Genomic DNA, 15,169 nt, shown 5'->3' on the forward strand with positions numbered 1-15,169 from the left:
GAGTGCGAGAGTGAGTGCGATACTGTCCCTCACAGGAGAACGGGAGCACAGGAGCTTTTTTCGGGAGAGGAAACAGCGTCTCTTGTGCTCCGCTGCTCCGGTGAGAGACAGCGGAGACTGGCCGAAAGCGGACTATGCCCGAACTGCTGGAATTTGAAGAACCGATCGCCGTCCTGATGAAGGAAATCGAGGCGCTCAGCATGCTGCCCTCGACGCCGGCGCGCGACCGATCGATTGACTCGCTGCGGCGCCGCGCCGACGAGATCCGCGTCGAGATCTTCCGCACGCTGACGCCGTGGCAGCGGGTGCTGGTCGCGCGGCATCCGAGCCGGCCCAACACCCTCGACTACGTCGAGCGGTTGTTCACCGAGGTCGAGGAGCTGCACGGCGATCGCCGCTTCGCCGACGATCACGCCATCGTCGCCGGCACCGCCAGCTACAAGGGGCAGTCCGTGGTGTTCGTCGGGCACCAGAAGGGGCGGGACACCAAGCAGAAGATCTACCGCAACTTCGGCTACGCCCGTCCCGAGGGCTACCGCAAGGCGATGCGGGTGATGCTGATGGCGCAGAAGTTCTCGCGCCCGATCGTCGTGTTCATCGACACCCCGGCGGCGTATCCCGGGATGGAGTCGGAGGAGCGCGGCGTCGCCGAAGCGATCGCCTGGAACCTGCGCGAGATGATGATGCTCGAGGTGCCGATCGTCGTCATGGTCTGCGGCGAAGGGGGCAGCGGCGGCGCGCTGGGGATCGCGATCGGCGACCGCGTGCTGATGCAGGAGTTCTCGGTCTACAGCGTCATTCCGCCGGAGGGCTGCGCCGCGATCCTCTGGCGCGACGCGAACAAGAAGGTCGAAGCCGCCACGGCGCTGAAGATCACCGCCCCCGACATGGTCGCGCTCGGGCTGGTCGACGACATCATCCCCGAACCCGCGGGCGGCGCCCACAACGACTACGACAAGGCGACCGCGCTGATCGATCAGGCGCTGTCGGATTCGCTGGCGAAGAGCCTGTCGATGACCGTCGCCCAGCGGCTCGACGCCCGCTACGAAAAGTTCCGGCGGATGGGGGATGTCGGGTACGTGGAGGCGGCCCCCGGCCTCACGCCCGAGCCTTCGGCCGGGGCCGGGCCGACCGGTTCATGAAATCGATCTTCTGGGACCATCTCCCCTGTGACGACGAGGCCGCGCGGCAGCTGGGCGCGGCCCTGAACCTGCACCCCACCGTCGCCCGCCTGCTGTGCCTGCGCGGACTCCGCGATCCGGAGGCCGCGGCACGTTTCCTCAGTCCGTCCATGGATCACCTCCACGACCCGTTCCGCCTCGCAGGCATGCGCCAGGCCGTCGAGCGGCTGGAGCGGGCGATCGCCAACCAGGAGCGGATCGCGATTCATGGCGACTACGACGTCGACGGCATCACCTCCACCGTCATCCTGCGGCGCGCGCTGGAGATGCTCGGCGCCGAGGTCGTGCATTTCATTCCGGAGCGCCTGCGCGACGGGTACGGACTGCAGCCGGCGGCGATCGAGCGGCTCCATGCGGAAGGCGTCCACCTCATCGTCTCGGTGGACTGCGGCATTCGCGCCACCGAAGCCACCATCCGCGCCCGCGATCTCGGCGTCGATCTGATCATCACCGACCACCACGAGCCCGAAGGCACGCTGCCGCCGGCGCTGGCGGTGATCAATCCGAAGCGGCAGGACTGCTCGTACCCCGACAAGAATCTCGCGGGCGTCGGCGTGGCGCTGAAAGTCGTCCAGGCCCTCTGCACTCGCGCCGGGAAGGAGAAGTGGCTGCCCGCGTTCGTCAAGATCGCGGCGATCGGCACGCTCGCCGACGTGGTTCCGCTGGTCGGCGAGAACCGGGTGATTGCCAAGCTCGGACTCCAGTCGCTGAGCCGCGGCCGGCACACGGTCGGTCTGCGCGCGCTCCTCGAGGCGTCCGGGCTCACCGGCAAGACCATCGACAGCTATCAGGTCGGGTTCATCCTGGCGCCGCGCGTCAACGCCGCGGGCCGGATGAGCACCCCCGACATCGCCACCCGTCTGCTGCTCGCCACCGACGAGGGCTCGTTGGAGGAGGCGCGGGCGCTGGCGCAGCAGCTCAACGAGGAAAACCTGAAGCGTCAGACCGAGGAAGCGGATCTGATCGCGCAGGCGAAGAAGGCGATCGAAACCGACCCGGCGATCGGCGCGCACAACGTGCTCGTCGTCGGCGGCGACGGCTGGCACCGCGGCGTCATCGGCATCGTCGCGTCCAAACTCGTCGACGCGTTCTGCAAGCCGGCGATCGTGCTGTCCGTCGACGGCGGGATCGCGCACGGCTCGTGCCGCAGCATCCCGGCGTTCGACATGCTCGGTGCGCTCGAGCGCTGCGGCGAATTCTTCCTCCGCTACGGCGGCCATCGACAGGCCGCGGGTCTGACGATGGACGCGGCGAACATTCCGGCGTTCCGCGCGCGGATCAACGCCCACGCCGACGACGTGCTCGAGCCCGACCATCTGCGTCCGCGGCTGCGCATCGACGGCGCGCTGAACCTGAAGCACATCACGCCCGAACTCGTCGAAGGTCTCACTGCGATGGCGCCGTTCGGGCTCGCCAACCCGCGCCCCGTCTTCCATGCCATGCCGGTCGAGATCGTCGACGGTCCCCGGCCGATCAAGGACCGGCACCTCAAGATGACGTTCCGCCAGGACGGCCGCAGCTTCCGCGCCATCGCCTGGCGCGCCGCCGAGCGCGCCGCCTTCCTCACCGAGAACCGGGCCGGCGTCAATCTCGCCTTTTCACTCGAGCAGAACGAGTTCCAGGGCGAGACATACCTGGAGCTCACCGTCGCCGACTTCAAGAGCCTCAGCGACCTATAATTGATTTGGAAATCTGGAAATTTGGAAATTTGGAAATCTGGATCTTAGATTCCCACATTTCCACATTTCCACATTTCCAGATTGCCCGGATCTCCCATGTGGCAGAAGCGCCTGCGCTTTGCGATAGCCCTGTTCGTGGCGATCTTTGCCATCGCCGTCGTGGTGTCGCTGCGGAAGGGACGCGAGGCGGGGCGGCGGGCGGCGGTTCCGGCGCCGCAGCTCGAAAAGGACGCGATCAGCAAGGGAGGCGCGGGGCACGTCGATACCCGCGACAGGGGGAAGGGCGGCATCTCGCTGAAGTTCGGCAGCCAGATCACCTATGCCGACAACCGGTCCAGGTTGTCCGACGGCGTCACCCTGATCATTCCCGACAAGAACGGGCGGTCGATCACCATCGAATCGAAAGAGGCGGAGATCACGCGGCCCGAGGGCAGGCAGATCGGCAACTCCAGCTTCACCGGCGGAGTCAAACTCACCACCAGCGACGGCATCGTCGTCACCTCGCCCACCGCGACCTACAGCGACCAGGACCAGACGGCACGCATACCCGGCGCGGTCGCGTTTTCGAAGGGGCGCATGACCGGCTCGGCGGTCGGCGCGACGTTCGATCAGACGCGCAACGTGCTGTGGCTGCTCGACCAGGCGAAGGTCGACGTGGCGCCCGACAAGACCGGCGGCGGCGAGATTCACATCACCGCGAAGACGGCCGGCATGGCGCGCAACGAGCATTACATGAAGTTCCAGGGGAACGCGCGCCTCGAGGGGCAGCACCACACCCTCACCGGCGACGACGTCACGGCGTTCCTGACCGAGGATGACGAACGGATGACGCGGATGGAGCTGCGCGGCAGCGCCGCGATCGTCGGCAAGCCGGGCGCGAGCGGACCGGAGGACATGCGTGCCAGGGACATCGACCTCGCCTACGCCGAGGACGGGCGCACCCTGCGGTCGGCGAAGATGATCGAGAACGCGTCCATGCAGCTGCCCGGCGAGAAGGGGCGCGCCGGGCGCCGGATCGCCGGACGGACGATCGACGTCGCGATGGCGCCCGACGGATCGACGGTCACGAACCTCGCCGCGAACGAGAGCGTCCAGGTCGACCTGCCGGCCGAAGGGGAGACCCCGGCGCGACGCATTCGCGCCGCGTCGCTGCTCGCGACCGGGCAGTCGGCCGCCGGCATCGACGCCGCGACGTTCTCCGGAAACGTCGAGTATCGTGAGTCGCGCGCCGCACGCGGCAAGACCCCCGCCGTCGAGCGCACCGCGCGATCCGCGCGCATGGACCTGAAAACCCGGCCGGGCTTCGGAGACATCGAGCAGGCGAACTTCCACACCAACGTGCACTTCACCGATGGCGCCAAGACGTCCGCGGACGCCCCGACCGCGGTGTACGTCATCGGCCAGGATCGGCTCGACCTGGGCGCCGATCAGGGAGACACCGGACCCGGGCCGCACGTCTCGGACGGCCGCATCAGCGTCGAGGCGCGGACGATTTCGATGGTGCTCGGCACGCAGATCATGAAGGCGGACACGAACGTGCGCAGCGTGATGATCGGATCGAAGCCGGGCGCCAAGGCGGAGGGGGGCGTCCGCATGCCTTCGATGCTGAAGCAGGAACAGCCGGTCAACGTCAAATCGAACCGGCTGGACTACGATGGCGCCAACTCGATGGCCACCTACGACGGCAACGCCCGCCTCTGGCAGGAGGATACGACCATCCGCGCCGACCGGATCAGGCTCGAGGACAAGACCGGCAACCTGCGCGCGACCGGCAGCGTCGTGACCTCGATGGTGCTGACGGAGGCGAACGATTCCGCCGCCAAGCCGGGCGCAGCGCCGCAGGCGACCAACACGACCGCCGAAGAGCTCCTGTACGAGGATCAGCGTCATCGGGCCACTTACACCGGCAAGGCGCACATGAGCGGACCCAACGGCGACATCACGGCGGCAAAGATCGAGCTCTTCCTGGCGGAGCAGGGGGGGCAGCTCGAGCGCGCCGAAGCCGACGGCAATGTCGTCTCCCGCCAGGAGCTGCGCCGCGCTTACGGCCAGCACCTCACCTACAACACGAAGGACGGCACGTACACGATGACCGGCAGTCCGGTGAAGGTCTACGACGACACCCCGGGCGACTGCCGGGTCACGGAAGGGGCGATCGCGACCTTTCAACGGGTCGCCGGCGCCTCGTCCGTGCAGGGCAGCGACGCATTTCCCCACAAGAGCGGCCCAGCGGTCTGCGGTTCCGGCCCCGGGACCTACTGAATGGCGACGCTGCGCACACGCGATCTCACCAAGTCGTACAGCGGACGGACGGTAGTCAGAGGCGTCAACGTCGAGATCGCCTCCGGCGAGGTGATCGGGCTGCTCGGCGCCAACGGCGCGGGGAAGACCACGACGTTCTCGATGGTGGTCGGCCTGACGGCCCCCGACTCGGGCCGGGTGCTGCTCGACGGCATCGACGTCACGGATGACCCGATGTACATCCGCGCGCGGAAAGGGATCGGTTATCTGCCCCAGGAGGCGTCCATCTTCCGCGGGCTGACGGTCGAGCAGAACATCATGGCGATCCTCGAGACGCTCGACCTCGACGGCTCGGGCCGGCGGACCCGCCTGCGCGAACTGCTCGCCGAGCTGGACCTCACCCGGCTCGCGAAGTCTCCGGCCTACACGCTGTCGGGCGGCGAGCGGCGCCGCGTCGAAATCACCCGCGCGCTCGTGATCTCCCCCAAGTTCATGCTCCTGGACGAGCCGTTCGCCGGCATCGACCCCATCGCCGTGACCGACATCCAGAAGATCATCTTCCACCTCAAGTCGCGCGGCATCGGGGTGCTGATCACCGACCACAACGTTCGGGAAACACTGCGGATCACCGACCGCGCCTACATCGTCCACGACGGCGTGATCTTCAAGAGCGGCACGCCCCGCAGCCTGGCCGACGACGAGGAGGTGAAGCGCATTTACCTCGGTGCGGACTTCCGGTTGGACTAGAATCGAAGGGTAGGCCCGTTTACAGACCACATGGCGATTTCGCAGAAGCTCCATACCAAGCTCGTTCAGAAGCTCATCCTGACGCCGTCGCTGCAGCAGGCCATCAAACTGCTGCCGATGTCGACCCTCGAGCTGGCGGATCTCCTGAACCAGGAGATGGTCGAAAACCCCCTGCTCGAGGAGGTGCCGACCGAGGAACTGCAGCCCGCGGAACAGCAGGCGCAGAACGAGAAGGCCGACGCCGAGAAGACCGGCGCGGAGAAGAGCGACCAGTGGGACGACGCGGACTACGAGTACTTCTTCGGCGACTACCTGGACGACGGCTACAAGTCGCGCGCGCCGTCAGAGGTCAAGGAGCTGCCGCCGATCGAGAACACGCTCTCCTCGGCCTCGTCGCTGTCGGACCACCTGATGTGGCAGTTGTCGCTGCAGACCGAGAACGAGCAGCTGCGCGATCTCGGCGAGAAGGTGCGGGAGATCGGCCAGGCCATCATCGGCAACCTGGACGACGACGGCTATCTGGTCGCGTCGGTCGAGGAGATCGCGGCGATGGGCGACTGGCCGGTGTCGGACGTCGAGCGCGTCCTGCAGCACGTCCAGACGTTCGATCCGATCGGCGTCTGCGCCCGTGACCTGCAGGAATGCCTGTGGCTGCAGATCAAGCAGCTGGGGCTGGAGGGAACGCCGACCGAGAAGATCGTGACCGAGCACCTGCGCCTGCTGCAGAACCACCAGGTGCCGGAGATCGCCCGCCGCATGGGAATGCCGATCGAGGATCTGAAGGAGCACATCGAGATCATCCGCAACCTCGATCCGAAGCCGGGCAGCCGCTACAACCCGCAGCAGTCGCAGTACGTCATCCCCGACGTCTACGTCGTGAAGGTCGAGGATCAGTACGTGGCGATGCTCAACGAGGAAGGGCTCCCGCAGCTGCGCATCAGCCCGACCTACCGGCGCCTGCTCGACAAGAACGTCGGCGGCACGCCCGAGAACAACGAGACCCGGGCCTACGTGAAAGACAAGTTCCGTTCGGCGCTCTGGCTGATCAAGTCGGTGGATCAGCGGCAGAAGACGATCCAGAAGGTCGCCAACAGCATCATCAACTTCCAGCGCGAGTTCCTCGATCACGGCATCGAGTACCTCCGGCCGCTGGTGCTGCGCGACGTCGCCAACGACATCGGCATGCACGAGTCCACCGTCAGCCGCGTCGTCAACAACAAGTACATGCACACGCCGCAGGGCGTGTTCGAGCTGAAGTACTTTTTCCACAGCGGCATCAGCAGCTCCTACGGCGACAGCGTCTCGTCGGTGACCATCAAGCAGCGGATCCGCAAGATCATCGAGAACGAGGATCCGCGCAAGCCGCTCAGCGACTCGAAGATCGTCAGCATCCTGCAGAAGGAAGGGCTCATGCTGGCGCGGCGCACCATTGCCAAGTACCGCGAGGAACTGAAGATCCCGACCTCGAACCAGCGAAAGGTTCTCTATTAGATCGCCCTCATGCGCGTAGACATCACCGGCCGCCACATCGACATCACCCCGGGCCTGCGGCAGCTGATCGGCCGCCGGCTGGACAAGCTCGAACGCCTGCTCAACGATCGCGCCCTCTCCGCCACCGTCATCCTCACCAAGGAAAAGTACCGCTGCCGCACCGAGCTGGTCGTCCACGCCAAAGGGGACAACATGCTCAGCGGCAACGGCGAAGGCAATGGCTGGCCGCTCTCGGTCCGCCAGGCGGTGGAGAAGGTCGAGCACCAGGCAGGCAAGTTGAAGTCGCGCTGGACGGAGAGCAAGCGGCAGCGGGGAGGGGTGCGCGGCGCCAACGCCGCCAGCACCGCCGAGCCGCGGCGCCGCCCGGCCCGGCCGGCGCCCGTCCGCGCGACCCGCTATGCCGTCAAGCCGATGTCGGTCGAAGACGCGGCGCTGCGCCTGGAGAGCGGCGGCGAGAGCTTCGTCGTCTTCCGCAACGCCGACACCGACGCGGTCAGCATCGTCCACCGGCGGAAGGACGGGTCACTGGGCCTCATCGAGCCCCAGTGACCATTGGCGAGTGGCGATTGGCGAGCGCCGATCGACGCATGATGAGTGAAGATTGGCGATCGACGGATTGGCGAATGGCGATTGCCATGCCCCTACAATCGACAATCATCAACCCGTCGATCGACACTCCCCAATCGACACTCGTCGATCGCCAATCGCCACTCGCCACTCGGCAATGACCATGCCTGGCGTGCCGGTCGCAACGCTGCTGAAGGACCTGGCCGAGTACCGGGGCATCGACCTCGAGCTGGTCGCCGGCGCGGCCGGCCTCGACCGCCGCATCTCGAACCCCCATCCGCAGAAGACCGGCCTCGCCCTGTCGGGGTTCGACAAGTACCTGCGCGAGGGGCGCGTGCTGGTGCTCGGCGAGAGCGAGGTCCGCTTTCTCGAGTCGCTGGACTCGTCCGAGCGCACCGAGGTCGTCCGCCGGGTGCTGTCGCACGCGCTGCCGTGCCTGGTGGTGACGGCCGGGTTCAGTCCGCCGCCGGAGCTCAGCGCGGAGGCGGACCGGGTCGGCCTGCCGCTGCTGCGCACCCGGGCGGCGACGCCGCTGGTGATGGCGCGGCTGTCCGCCGCGCTCGACACCCACCTCGCGCCGCGGACGGTGATTCACGGCGTGCTGATGGACATTCTCGGCCTCGGCGTGCTGATCATCGGCGAGAGCGGCATCGGCAAGAGCGAGTGCGCGCTGGACCTGGTCGTCCGCGGGCACCGGCTGGTGGCCGACGATACCGTCGAACTGCGCGTCCGCGCCGATTCCTACCTGCTCGGCAACTGTCCCGAGCTGACCCGCCACCACATGGAGATCCGGGGGCTCGGGCTGATCAACGTGCAGGACCTGTTCGGGGTCGCCTCGACGCGCCGGTCGAAGCGCGTCGAGCTGGTCGTGCAGCTCGAGCGGTGGGATCCGACCCGCGAGTACGACCGGCTCGGCATCGAGGAGGCCCACCACGAGTCGCTCGGCGTGCGGGTGCCGATGATCCGGATGCCGGTCGCACCCGGCCGCAACCTCGCCATTCTGGTGGAAGTGGCGGCGCGCAACCAGCTGCTCCGCGCCGGGGGCCTGAACTCGGCGCGGCGGCTGGCCGAGCGGCTCGACGCGCGGCTGGCGAACGCGCACGAAGGCGCGGATCTCGAATTCGGCGATGACCTGTAGAGCGGGAAGCAGAGAGCGGTGAGCGGCAGGCGGACGGCGGCAGGCGGAACGCGGCGGACCGCGAAGGGCGTGCGGGAAAAGCGTCATGCGGCGCGGCGCGCGGCGCGGACTGCGGTCGCATCGAGGTTCGTCGTCCTCACCGGGCTGTCGGGCTCGGGGAAATCGCAGGCGATCCGCGCGCTCGAGGATCTCGGATACTTCTGCGTGGACAACCTGCCGGTGGCGCTGCTGCCGATGCTGGCCGAGCTGACGCTGCGCGCCGGCAACGAGATCTCGCGCGCCGCGGTGGTGGTCGACGTGCGCGAGGGGAAGATGCTCGACGAGCTGCCGCGCGTGCTCAAGCGGCTGCGCGCCATGCCGCGGCTGCACCCGGTGCTGATCTTCCTCGACGCGGCGGACGACGCGCTGGTGCGCCGCTTCAGCGAGACGCGGCGGCCGCACCCGCTGGCGCCGAACCGGTCGGCGATCGAGGGCATCCGCGAGGAGCGGGCGCTGATGCGGCCGCTCCGCGCGCTGGCCGATCACGTGGTCGACACCTCGGCGATGACCGTGCACGAGCTGCGGCACGCGTTCCGCAACGTCGAGAGCGGGCGCTCGCCCGGCTCCCAGCTGGTGGTGACGGTGCTGAGCTTCGGATTCAAGCACGGCATCCCGGTAGACTCGGACCTGCTGTTCGACGTGCGGTTCCTGCCCAATCCCCATTTCGTGCCGAAGCTCCGGCCGCACACCGGCCGCGATCGGGAAGTCCGCGCCTTCCTGGACAAGGCCGACGCGACGCACGAGTTCCTCGAGCACACCCTGAACCTGCTGCGGTTCCTGGTGCCGCAGTACGTCGCCGAGGGGAAGAGCTATCTCACCGTCGGCATCGGCTGCACCGGCGGCCGCCACCGATCGGTCATGATCGCCGAAGCGATCAAGAAAGGGCTCGCGGGACTCAAGGGGGTCCAGGCGCGGGTGCGACATCGTGACATCGCGATTGACTGAGATGATGCGCCCGCCTACGCTCGTCGAGCTCCGGCGGGGTCTCGCCGGAGCCTCGGCGAAGGCGGAAGCGTGCAGGGGGGTCCGGCGGGGCGAAGCCCCCGGAAATAGATGAAGGTCGGAGTCGTCGTCGTGACGCATGGGCAACTCGCGACCGAGCTGCTGAACGCCGCCGAGATGATCGTCGGCGACCTGCCGCACTTCACGGCAGTGTCGATCGGCTGGCACGACGACGTGGACAACGCCCGCGAGGAGATCGGGCGGGCGATCGCGCGCGTGCGCGAGAAGGCGGGGACGGCCGACGCGCCCGCCGGGGTGCTGGTGCTGGCGGACATGTTCGGCGGCACGCCGGCGAACCTCGGCGTCACCTTCCTCGAGAAGGACAATGTGGAAGTGATCACCGGCCTGAACCTGGCGATGCTGATGAAACTGGCGCGGCCGCTGAAGGACACCGACCTGCTGACGCTGGCGCGCGAGATTCGCGACCAGGGACGCAACGCCATCTGGGTGGCGTCCGATCTGCTGCGCGGGAATCAGCCATGACGGCGTGCGAGGTCCCGATTCTCAATCCGCTCGGCCTGCACGCGCGCGCGGCGGCGAAGTTCGTGCACACGGCCGGCGCGTTCGCGTCCCACATCCGCGTCGCCCGCGGCGAGCGCGAAGTGGACGGCAAGAGCATCATGGGACTGCTGCTGCTGGCCGCGGCGCATGGCAGCGCGATCCGGATCACCGCCGACGGGCCCGACGAGGCGCAGGCGATCGGCGCGCTGTGCGCGCTGATCGAGCGCGGCTTCGACGAGACCGCGGCGGGCGACGCGCCGCGCGCCGCGAGGGCGCAGGAGCAGTAGCCGTGCAGCTGTCCGGCCTGGGGGTGTCGCCGGGAATCGGCATCGGCCGCGCGCTGGTGGTGACGCGGGGCACGCGCCGCCTGCGCTTCCGCATCCCCGAGCACCGCATCGCCGCCGAGCTCGAGCGGCTGCACCTGGCGCGCGACCGCGCCCGCGAGCAGCTGGCGCGGATCACGCAGCGCATCACCGACGCCGCCGGCACCGAGCACGCCTACATGTTCGAGGCGCAGCGGCTGATGCTCGACGATCCGATGCTGGTCGATCGCGCCGTCGAGATCGTCCGCGCCGATTGCCTCAACGCCGAGTCCGCGCTCGAGCGGGCGCACGACGAGATCGCGGCGCTCTTCGATCGCATCGACGATCCGTATCTGCGCGAGCGCAAAGGGGACGTCGACGACGTCGTCGGGCGCCTGTGCATGAACCTCAGCGGCGGCGATCCGATCGAGATGTTCCGCGATCTCGAAGGGCCGCTGGTGCTGGTGGCGGAGGAGCTGAGCCCGTCGCTCGTCGCCCAGCTGGATCTGCACCGGCTCGCCGGCTTCGTCACCGACGCGGGCAGCTGGACGTATCACACCGCGATCCTCGCCCGCTCGATCCACCTGCCGGCGGTGTCCGGCGTGCGCCACGCCAGCGGCGCCATCGCCCCCGGCGCGCTCGTCGCCGTCGACGGCTCGGCCGGTGAGGTGTGGATCGACCCGCCGCCGGCGCAGCTCGCCGAGCTGGAGGCGCGCTCCAAGCAGCGGCGCGCCTACGAACGATCGCTCGATGACTATGCGGCGCTGCCGTCGGTCACGCTCGACGGCACGGCCATCCGCATCGAGGCGAACGTCGAGCTGCCCGAGGACGCGGCGCGCGCGCGCCAGCGCGGCGCCGAAGGGATCGGCCTGTACCGGTCCGAGTTCCTGCTCGCCGGAACGACCGCGACCGGTCTCGACGAAGACGCCCAGTACGCCGTCTACCGGCAGCTGATCGAGGCGATGAACGGCGGGCGCGTCACCGTCCGCACGTTCGACGTCAGCGAAGGGCAGATGGGCCTCGCGCCCGACGACGGCCCGGCGCGCTCGCCGCTCGGCCTGCGCGGGCTGCGTCTGAGCCTGTCGTTCGAGGAGGTGTTTCAGGCGCAGCTGCGGGCGCTGCTGCGCGCGGCCGTGCACGGTCCGCTGCGCGTGATGTTCCCGTTCGTCACCGGCATCGAGGAGCTGCGCGCCGCCAGAGCCGCCGTGGCGCAGGCGGCGGCGACGCTGCGCGCCCGCGGCGTGTCGACGCCGCACGTGCCGATCGGCGTGATGATCGAAGTGCCCTCCGCGGCGCTGACGATCGATCTGCTTGCCGGAGAAGCGGACTTCGTCAGCATCGGCACCAACGATCTCATTCAATACACCCTGGCGGTGGACCGCAACGACGATCGGGTGTCGGGCATGTATGCGCCGCTGCACCCGGCGATCCTGCGCGTGCTGCGCCACGTCGCGCGCGGGGCGCGGCGCCGCGCGCTCCCGGTGTCGGTGTGCGGCGAGATGGCGGCGGATCCGGCGCTGCTGCCGCTGCTGGCCGGACTCGGCCTGCGCGAGTTCAGCATGACCCCGCTGGCGATCCCGATCGCCAAGCAGGTGGTGCGCGGGCTGCGGATCTCCGAGACCGCCCGCCTCGCCAGCCGCGCGCTGCGCGCCGCCACCGTCGCGGACGTCGAAGCGGTGCTCGCAGATGCGGCGGCGGTCAGGCGATAGACCGCGGGCGGCGCGGAGCCTGCCAAGCGCGCCGAATGGAGCGAGCGGCGACAAGAAATGACCTGGCTTGTCACGACAAGGAGCGATAGTGAGTGAACTGACGCGAGTGGAAAAGCCGTGGGGCTACGAGCTGCATTGGGCCAGGACCGATCGCTACGTCGGCAAGCTGATTCACGTCAACGCCGGCCACGCGCTCAGCCTCCAGTACCACAACCAGAAGGACGAGACGATCTTCCTGTGGTCGGGCCGGATGCTGTTCGAGATCGCCGAGGGGCACGAGGGCACGGCCGGCGGGCCGCTCACGCAGCGCGAGATGAAGCCGGGCGAAGCGGTGCACGTCACGCCGAAAACCGTCCACCGGATGACGGCGATCACCGACTGCGACATCTTCGAAGTCTCGACGCCGGAGCTGCAGGACGTGGTGCGGTTGGAGGATCGCTACGGCCGCCAGAGTTGACCTTTCGCCTCCGCCGGCGCCGCGGCGAGACCGCCGCGGTCCCGGGGCAGGCGGCTTTCAGCAGCCTGGAGCGGGCTGCTTCAACGGGGAGAAGAACGTATGGGCAGTGTGAACAAAGTCATCCTGGTGGGCAATCTCGGGCGCGACGCGGAACTCCGCTACACGCCGGGCGGCGCGCCCGTGGCGACGCTGAACCTCGCCACGACGGAGGTGTGGAACGACAAGGCGTCGGGCCAGAAGCAGGAGAAGACGGAATGGCACCGCATCGTCCTGTGGGGCAAGTCCGCGGAGTCGCTGTCTGAGTACCTGACGAAGGGGAAGCAGATCTTCGTCGAAGGGCGGCTGCAGACGCGGAAGTGGCAGGACAAGGACGGCCACGAGAAATACACCACCGAGATTCGCGCCGATCGCATCACGCTGCTCGGCGGCGGCGGCGGAGGCGGCCCTCGCGCCCAGCAGCAGCGGAGCGCCGGAGCCGGCGCGCCCGGCGGCGATCACGAGCCGATGGGCGAGCCGATTCACGACCTCACGGACGACGACATTCCGTTCTGACGGGCCGCTATTTCTTCGTCAATCGATCGAGCGCGTTCTTCGCCTGCGTGGCGGTGAACGCGTTCGGAAAGCGCTGAATCAGCGTCTCGTAGGCCCGCTTCGCGTTGTCGACCTGCTTCAGCATCTCGAACGTCTGTCCGAGCTTGTAGTAGGCATCGGCGACGCGATCGGTCGCCTGCGGGTAGTCGTTGATCGTCTTCTGGAAGGCGTCGCGAGCCTGCGGCCAGTTGCTCTGGTTGAAGTACGACATGCCGATGTTGTACTGCGCGTCGGCGGCCTGGGGCAGGCGCGGAAACGCCTGGATGAAGCCCTGGAACCCCTGGATCGCGAGATCGTAGCGGGCGGCGGAGTAGTCGTCGAAGCTCGCGTCGAACATCCGCTGCGGCGACACCCCGGTGGGTGTCGGCGGCGGGGCGGTTGCGGTCGGCGGCGCGGCCGCCGGCTCGGTGCCGGGCGCGCCTCCCGGCGGCGTGCCGACAGGGATTGCGGCCGGCTGTGACGCCAGCGACTGGCGCAGCGCATCGATCTCCTGCGCCACGGTCGAGAGCCGGACGTTGGTCTCATCGGTCTTGTCGCGCAGCACGCGGACGTTGTCGCCGATGTTGTTCATCGCCAGCGTCTGATCCGCCATCGCCTTGCGCGTCGCGGCCGACTGCTCGTCCAGCTTGGTCGTGACGGTCTTCAGCGCGTCCTGCAGGCTGCCCAGCAGGATCTGCAGCTGCTGGCTCTGCTCCTGCAGCATCCGGATCTCCGCCATGAGCTGCAGGTGCGTCTTGTCGGCCGCCGCCGCGGGAGACGCCGACAGCACCAGCCCGCACAGCACGCCCCATCTGATCGCTTTCATAGCCAACTCCCGATCACCCGATTGCCGATCGCCCGATCACCCGATCACCCGATCGCCCGATCACCCGATCGCCCGATCGCCCGATCACCCGATCACCCGATCGCCCGATCACCCGATCACCCGATCACCCGATCACCCGATGACTACCGGCTGGTGACCACGAAATGCGCGCGGCGGTTCTTCGACCACGCCGCCTCGTCATGTCCCGGATCGAATGGAAACTCCTTGCCATAGCTGACGGTCCGCAGCCGATCGGCCGGGATGCCCAGCGACAGCAGGTAGGTGCGCGCCGCCAGCGCGCGCTTTTCGCCAAGCGCCAGGTTGTACTCCGCGGTGCCGCGCTCGTCACAGTGCCCCTCGATGGTGATCACCCACGTCGGGTACTTCTTGAGGATCTCGGCGTTCGCGGTCAGCGCCTGCTGGGCCGGCCCCTCGATCTCGAAGCTGTCGAGGCTGAAGAACACCGGCTGGAACGGCGAGTTCTTGTTGATCGCGTCGAGGTCGCCGGACACCAGCGGATCGTCGGTGATCTTCGGCTCGGGCGGCACCGTGGTCTCGGGCACCGGCGTCGGCGGCGCCGGAGTCGGGTTGGTGGCGCCGCCGCCGCTCCCGGCGGGCGGCGGCATCGGCCGCGCCACCGGCGGCTTCTTCCCGCCGCAGGCACCAGCCGCCAGCGCGGCCGCGAGCAGAGCGATCGCCGCAAACTGTGTGTGTCTCAT

The 15,169-nt window shown here is 68.4% G+C and carries 15 protein-coding genes; 13 read left to right on the forward strand and 2 right to left on the reverse strand.

The genetic code is table 11. The features are described 5' to 3' along the window. Positions 1-134 precede the first annotated feature (134 nt). The 13 genes from VFK57_22240 to VFK57_22300 all read left to right on the forward strand — a co-directional run bounded on the left by VFK57_22240 (position 135) and on the right by VFK57_22300 (position 13,606). Positions 135-1,142 (forward strand): acetyl-CoA carboxylase carboxyltransferase subunit alpha, encoded by a 1,008-nt coding sequence (locus VFK57_22240; GenBank protein HET7698451.1) that lies wholly within the window; start codon positions 135-137, stop codon positions 1,140-1,142. Further along, entirely contained in the window at positions 1,139-2,860 is a 1,722-nt protein-coding gene (recJ, locus tag VFK57_22245; GenBank protein ID HET7698452.1) for a single-stranded-DNA-specific exonuclease RecJ, read from the forward strand. The genes VFK57_22240 and recJ overlap by 4 nt, the downstream gene beginning before the upstream one ends. A 96-nt stretch (positions 2,861-2,956) precedes the next feature. Beyond that, the gene (locus VFK57_22250; protein HET7698453.1) at positions 2,957-5,122 is read left to right on the forward strand and encodes an LptA/OstA family protein; all 2,166 of its coding nucleotides are present in this window, start codon (positions 2,957-2,959) and stop codon (positions 5,120-5,122) included. Beyond that, on the forward strand, positions 5,123-5,848 hold the full coding sequence (lptB, locus tag VFK57_22255; GenBank protein ID HET7698454.1) for an LPS export ABC transporter ATP-binding protein: 726 nt from the start codon (positions 5,123-5,125) through the stop codon (positions 5,846-5,848). A gap of 30 nt (positions 5,849-5,878) precedes the next feature. Then, positions 5,879-7,339 (forward strand): RNA polymerase factor sigma-54, encoded by a 1,461-nt coding sequence (gene rpoN / locus VFK57_22260; GenBank protein ID HET7698455.1) that lies wholly within the window; start codon positions 5,879-5,881, stop codon positions 7,337-7,339. Positions 7,340-7,348: 9 nt separating this feature from the next. Continuing rightward, entirely contained in the window at positions 7,349-7,888 is a 540-nt protein-coding gene (raiA, locus tag VFK57_22265; GenBank protein ID HET7698456.1) for a ribosome-associated translation inhibitor RaiA, read from the forward strand. 175 nt (positions 7,889-8,063) lie between these two features. Further along, the gene (gene hprK / locus VFK57_22270; GenBank protein ID HET7698457.1) at positions 8,064-9,044 is read left to right on the forward strand and encodes an HPr(Ser) kinase/phosphatase; all 981 of its coding nucleotides are present in this window, start codon (positions 8,064-8,066) and stop codon (positions 9,042-9,044) included. 18 nt (positions 9,045-9,062) lie between these two features. Beyond that, positions 9,063-10,028, forward strand: a complete 966-nt coding sequence (rapZ, locus tag VFK57_22275) for an RNase adapter RapZ (GenBank protein ID HET7698458.1) — start codon at positions 9,063-9,065, stop codon at positions 10,026-10,028. A gap of 108 nt (positions 10,029-10,136) precedes the next feature. Then, a complete protein-coding gene (locus tag VFK57_22280) occupies positions 10,137-10,568 on the forward strand; it encodes a PTS sugar transporter subunit IIA (protein HET7698459.1) in 432 nt (143 codons plus the stop codon). Continuing rightward, positions 10,565-10,873: an HPr family phosphocarrier protein gene (locus VFK57_22285; GenBank protein ID HET7698460.1), complete on the forward strand. Its 309-nt coding sequence runs from the start codon at positions 10,565-10,567 to the stop codon at positions 10,871-10,873. Before VFK57_22280 ends, VFK57_22285 begins: the two co-directional genes overlap by 4 nt. A gap of 2 nt (positions 10,874-10,875) precedes the next feature. After that, a complete protein-coding gene (gene ptsP / locus VFK57_22290; protein ID HET7698461.1) occupies positions 10,876-12,597 on the forward strand; it encodes a phosphoenolpyruvate--protein phosphotransferase in 1,722 nt (573 codons plus the stop codon). 88 nt (positions 12,598-12,685) lie between these two features. Beyond that, positions 12,686-13,054 carry a hypothetical protein gene (locus VFK57_22295; GenBank protein ID HET7698462.1) on the forward strand — a complete coding sequence of 123 codons (369 nt, stop codon included), beginning with the start codon at positions 12,686-12,688 and terminating at the stop codon, positions 13,052-13,054. A 108-nt stretch (positions 13,055-13,162) separates the two neighbouring features. Then, on the forward strand, positions 13,163-13,606 hold the full coding sequence (locus tag VFK57_22300; protein ID HET7698463.1) for a single-stranded DNA-binding protein: 444 nt from the start codon (positions 13,163-13,165) through the stop codon (positions 13,604-13,606). Between the two features lie 7 nt (positions 13,607-13,613). Here the strand turns inward: VFK57_22300 and VFK57_22305 are convergent, their stop codons facing one another. Further along, positions 13,614-14,450: a tetratricopeptide repeat protein gene (locus VFK57_22305; GenBank protein HET7698464.1), complete on the reverse strand. Its 837-nt coding sequence runs from the start codon at positions 14,448-14,450 to the stop codon at positions 13,614-13,616. Between the two features lie 143 nt (positions 14,451-14,593). Beyond that, on the reverse strand, positions 14,594-15,169 hold the full coding sequence (pal, locus tag VFK57_22310; protein HET7698465.1) for a peptidoglycan-associated lipoprotein Pal: 576 nt from the start codon (positions 15,167-15,169) through the stop codon (positions 14,594-14,596).

The sequence above is a fragment of the Vicinamibacterales bacterium genome, assembly GCA_035699745.1.
Taxonomy (GTDB): Bacteria; Acidobacteriota; Vicinamibacteria; order Vicinamibacterales; family 2-12-FULL-66-21; genus JAICSD01.

Excerpts from the sequence above, each read along its gene's own strand:
- VFK57_22305 (HET7698464.1), bottom strand. The coding sequence starts at position 14,450 with ATGAAAGCGATCAGATGGGGCGTGCTGTGCGGGCTGGTGCTGTCGGCG.
- raiA (HET7698456.1), top strand. The coding sequence starts at position 7,349 with ATGCGCGTAGACATCACCGGCCGCCACATCGACATCACCCCGGGCCTG.
- hprK (HET7698457.1), top strand. The coding sequence starts at position 8,064 with ATGACCATGCCTGGCGTGCCGGTCGCAACGCTGCTGAAGGACCTGGCC.
- VFK57_22285 (HET7698460.1), top strand. The coding sequence starts at position 10,565 with ATGACGGCGTGCGAGGTCCCGATTCTCAATCCGCTCGGCCTGCACGCG.
- lptB (HET7698454.1), top strand. The coding sequence starts at position 5,123 with ATGGCGACGCTGCGCACACGCGATCTCACCAAGTCGTACAGCGGACGG.
- VFK57_22280 (HET7698459.1), top strand. The coding sequence starts at position 10,137 with ATGAAGGTCGGAGTCGTCGTCGTGACGCATGGGCAACTCGCGACCGAG.
- recJ (HET7698452.1), top strand. The coding sequence starts at position 1,139 with ATGAAATCGATCTTCTGGGACCATCTCCCCTGTGACGACGAGGCCGCG.
- pal (HET7698465.1), bottom strand. The coding sequence starts at position 15,169 with ATGAGACACACACAGTTTGCGGCGATCGCTCTGCTCGCGGCCGCGCTG.
- VFK57_22240 (HET7698451.1), top strand. The coding sequence starts at position 135 with ATGCCCGAACTGCTGGAATTTGAAGAACCGATCGCCGTCCTGATGAAG.
- VFK57_22250 (HET7698453.1), top strand. The coding sequence starts at position 2,957 with ATGTGGCAGAAGCGCCTGCGCTTTGCGATAGCCCTGTTCGTGGCGATC.
- rpoN (HET7698455.1), top strand. The coding sequence starts at position 5,879 with ATGGCGATTTCGCAGAAGCTCCATACCAAGCTCGTTCAGAAGCTCATC.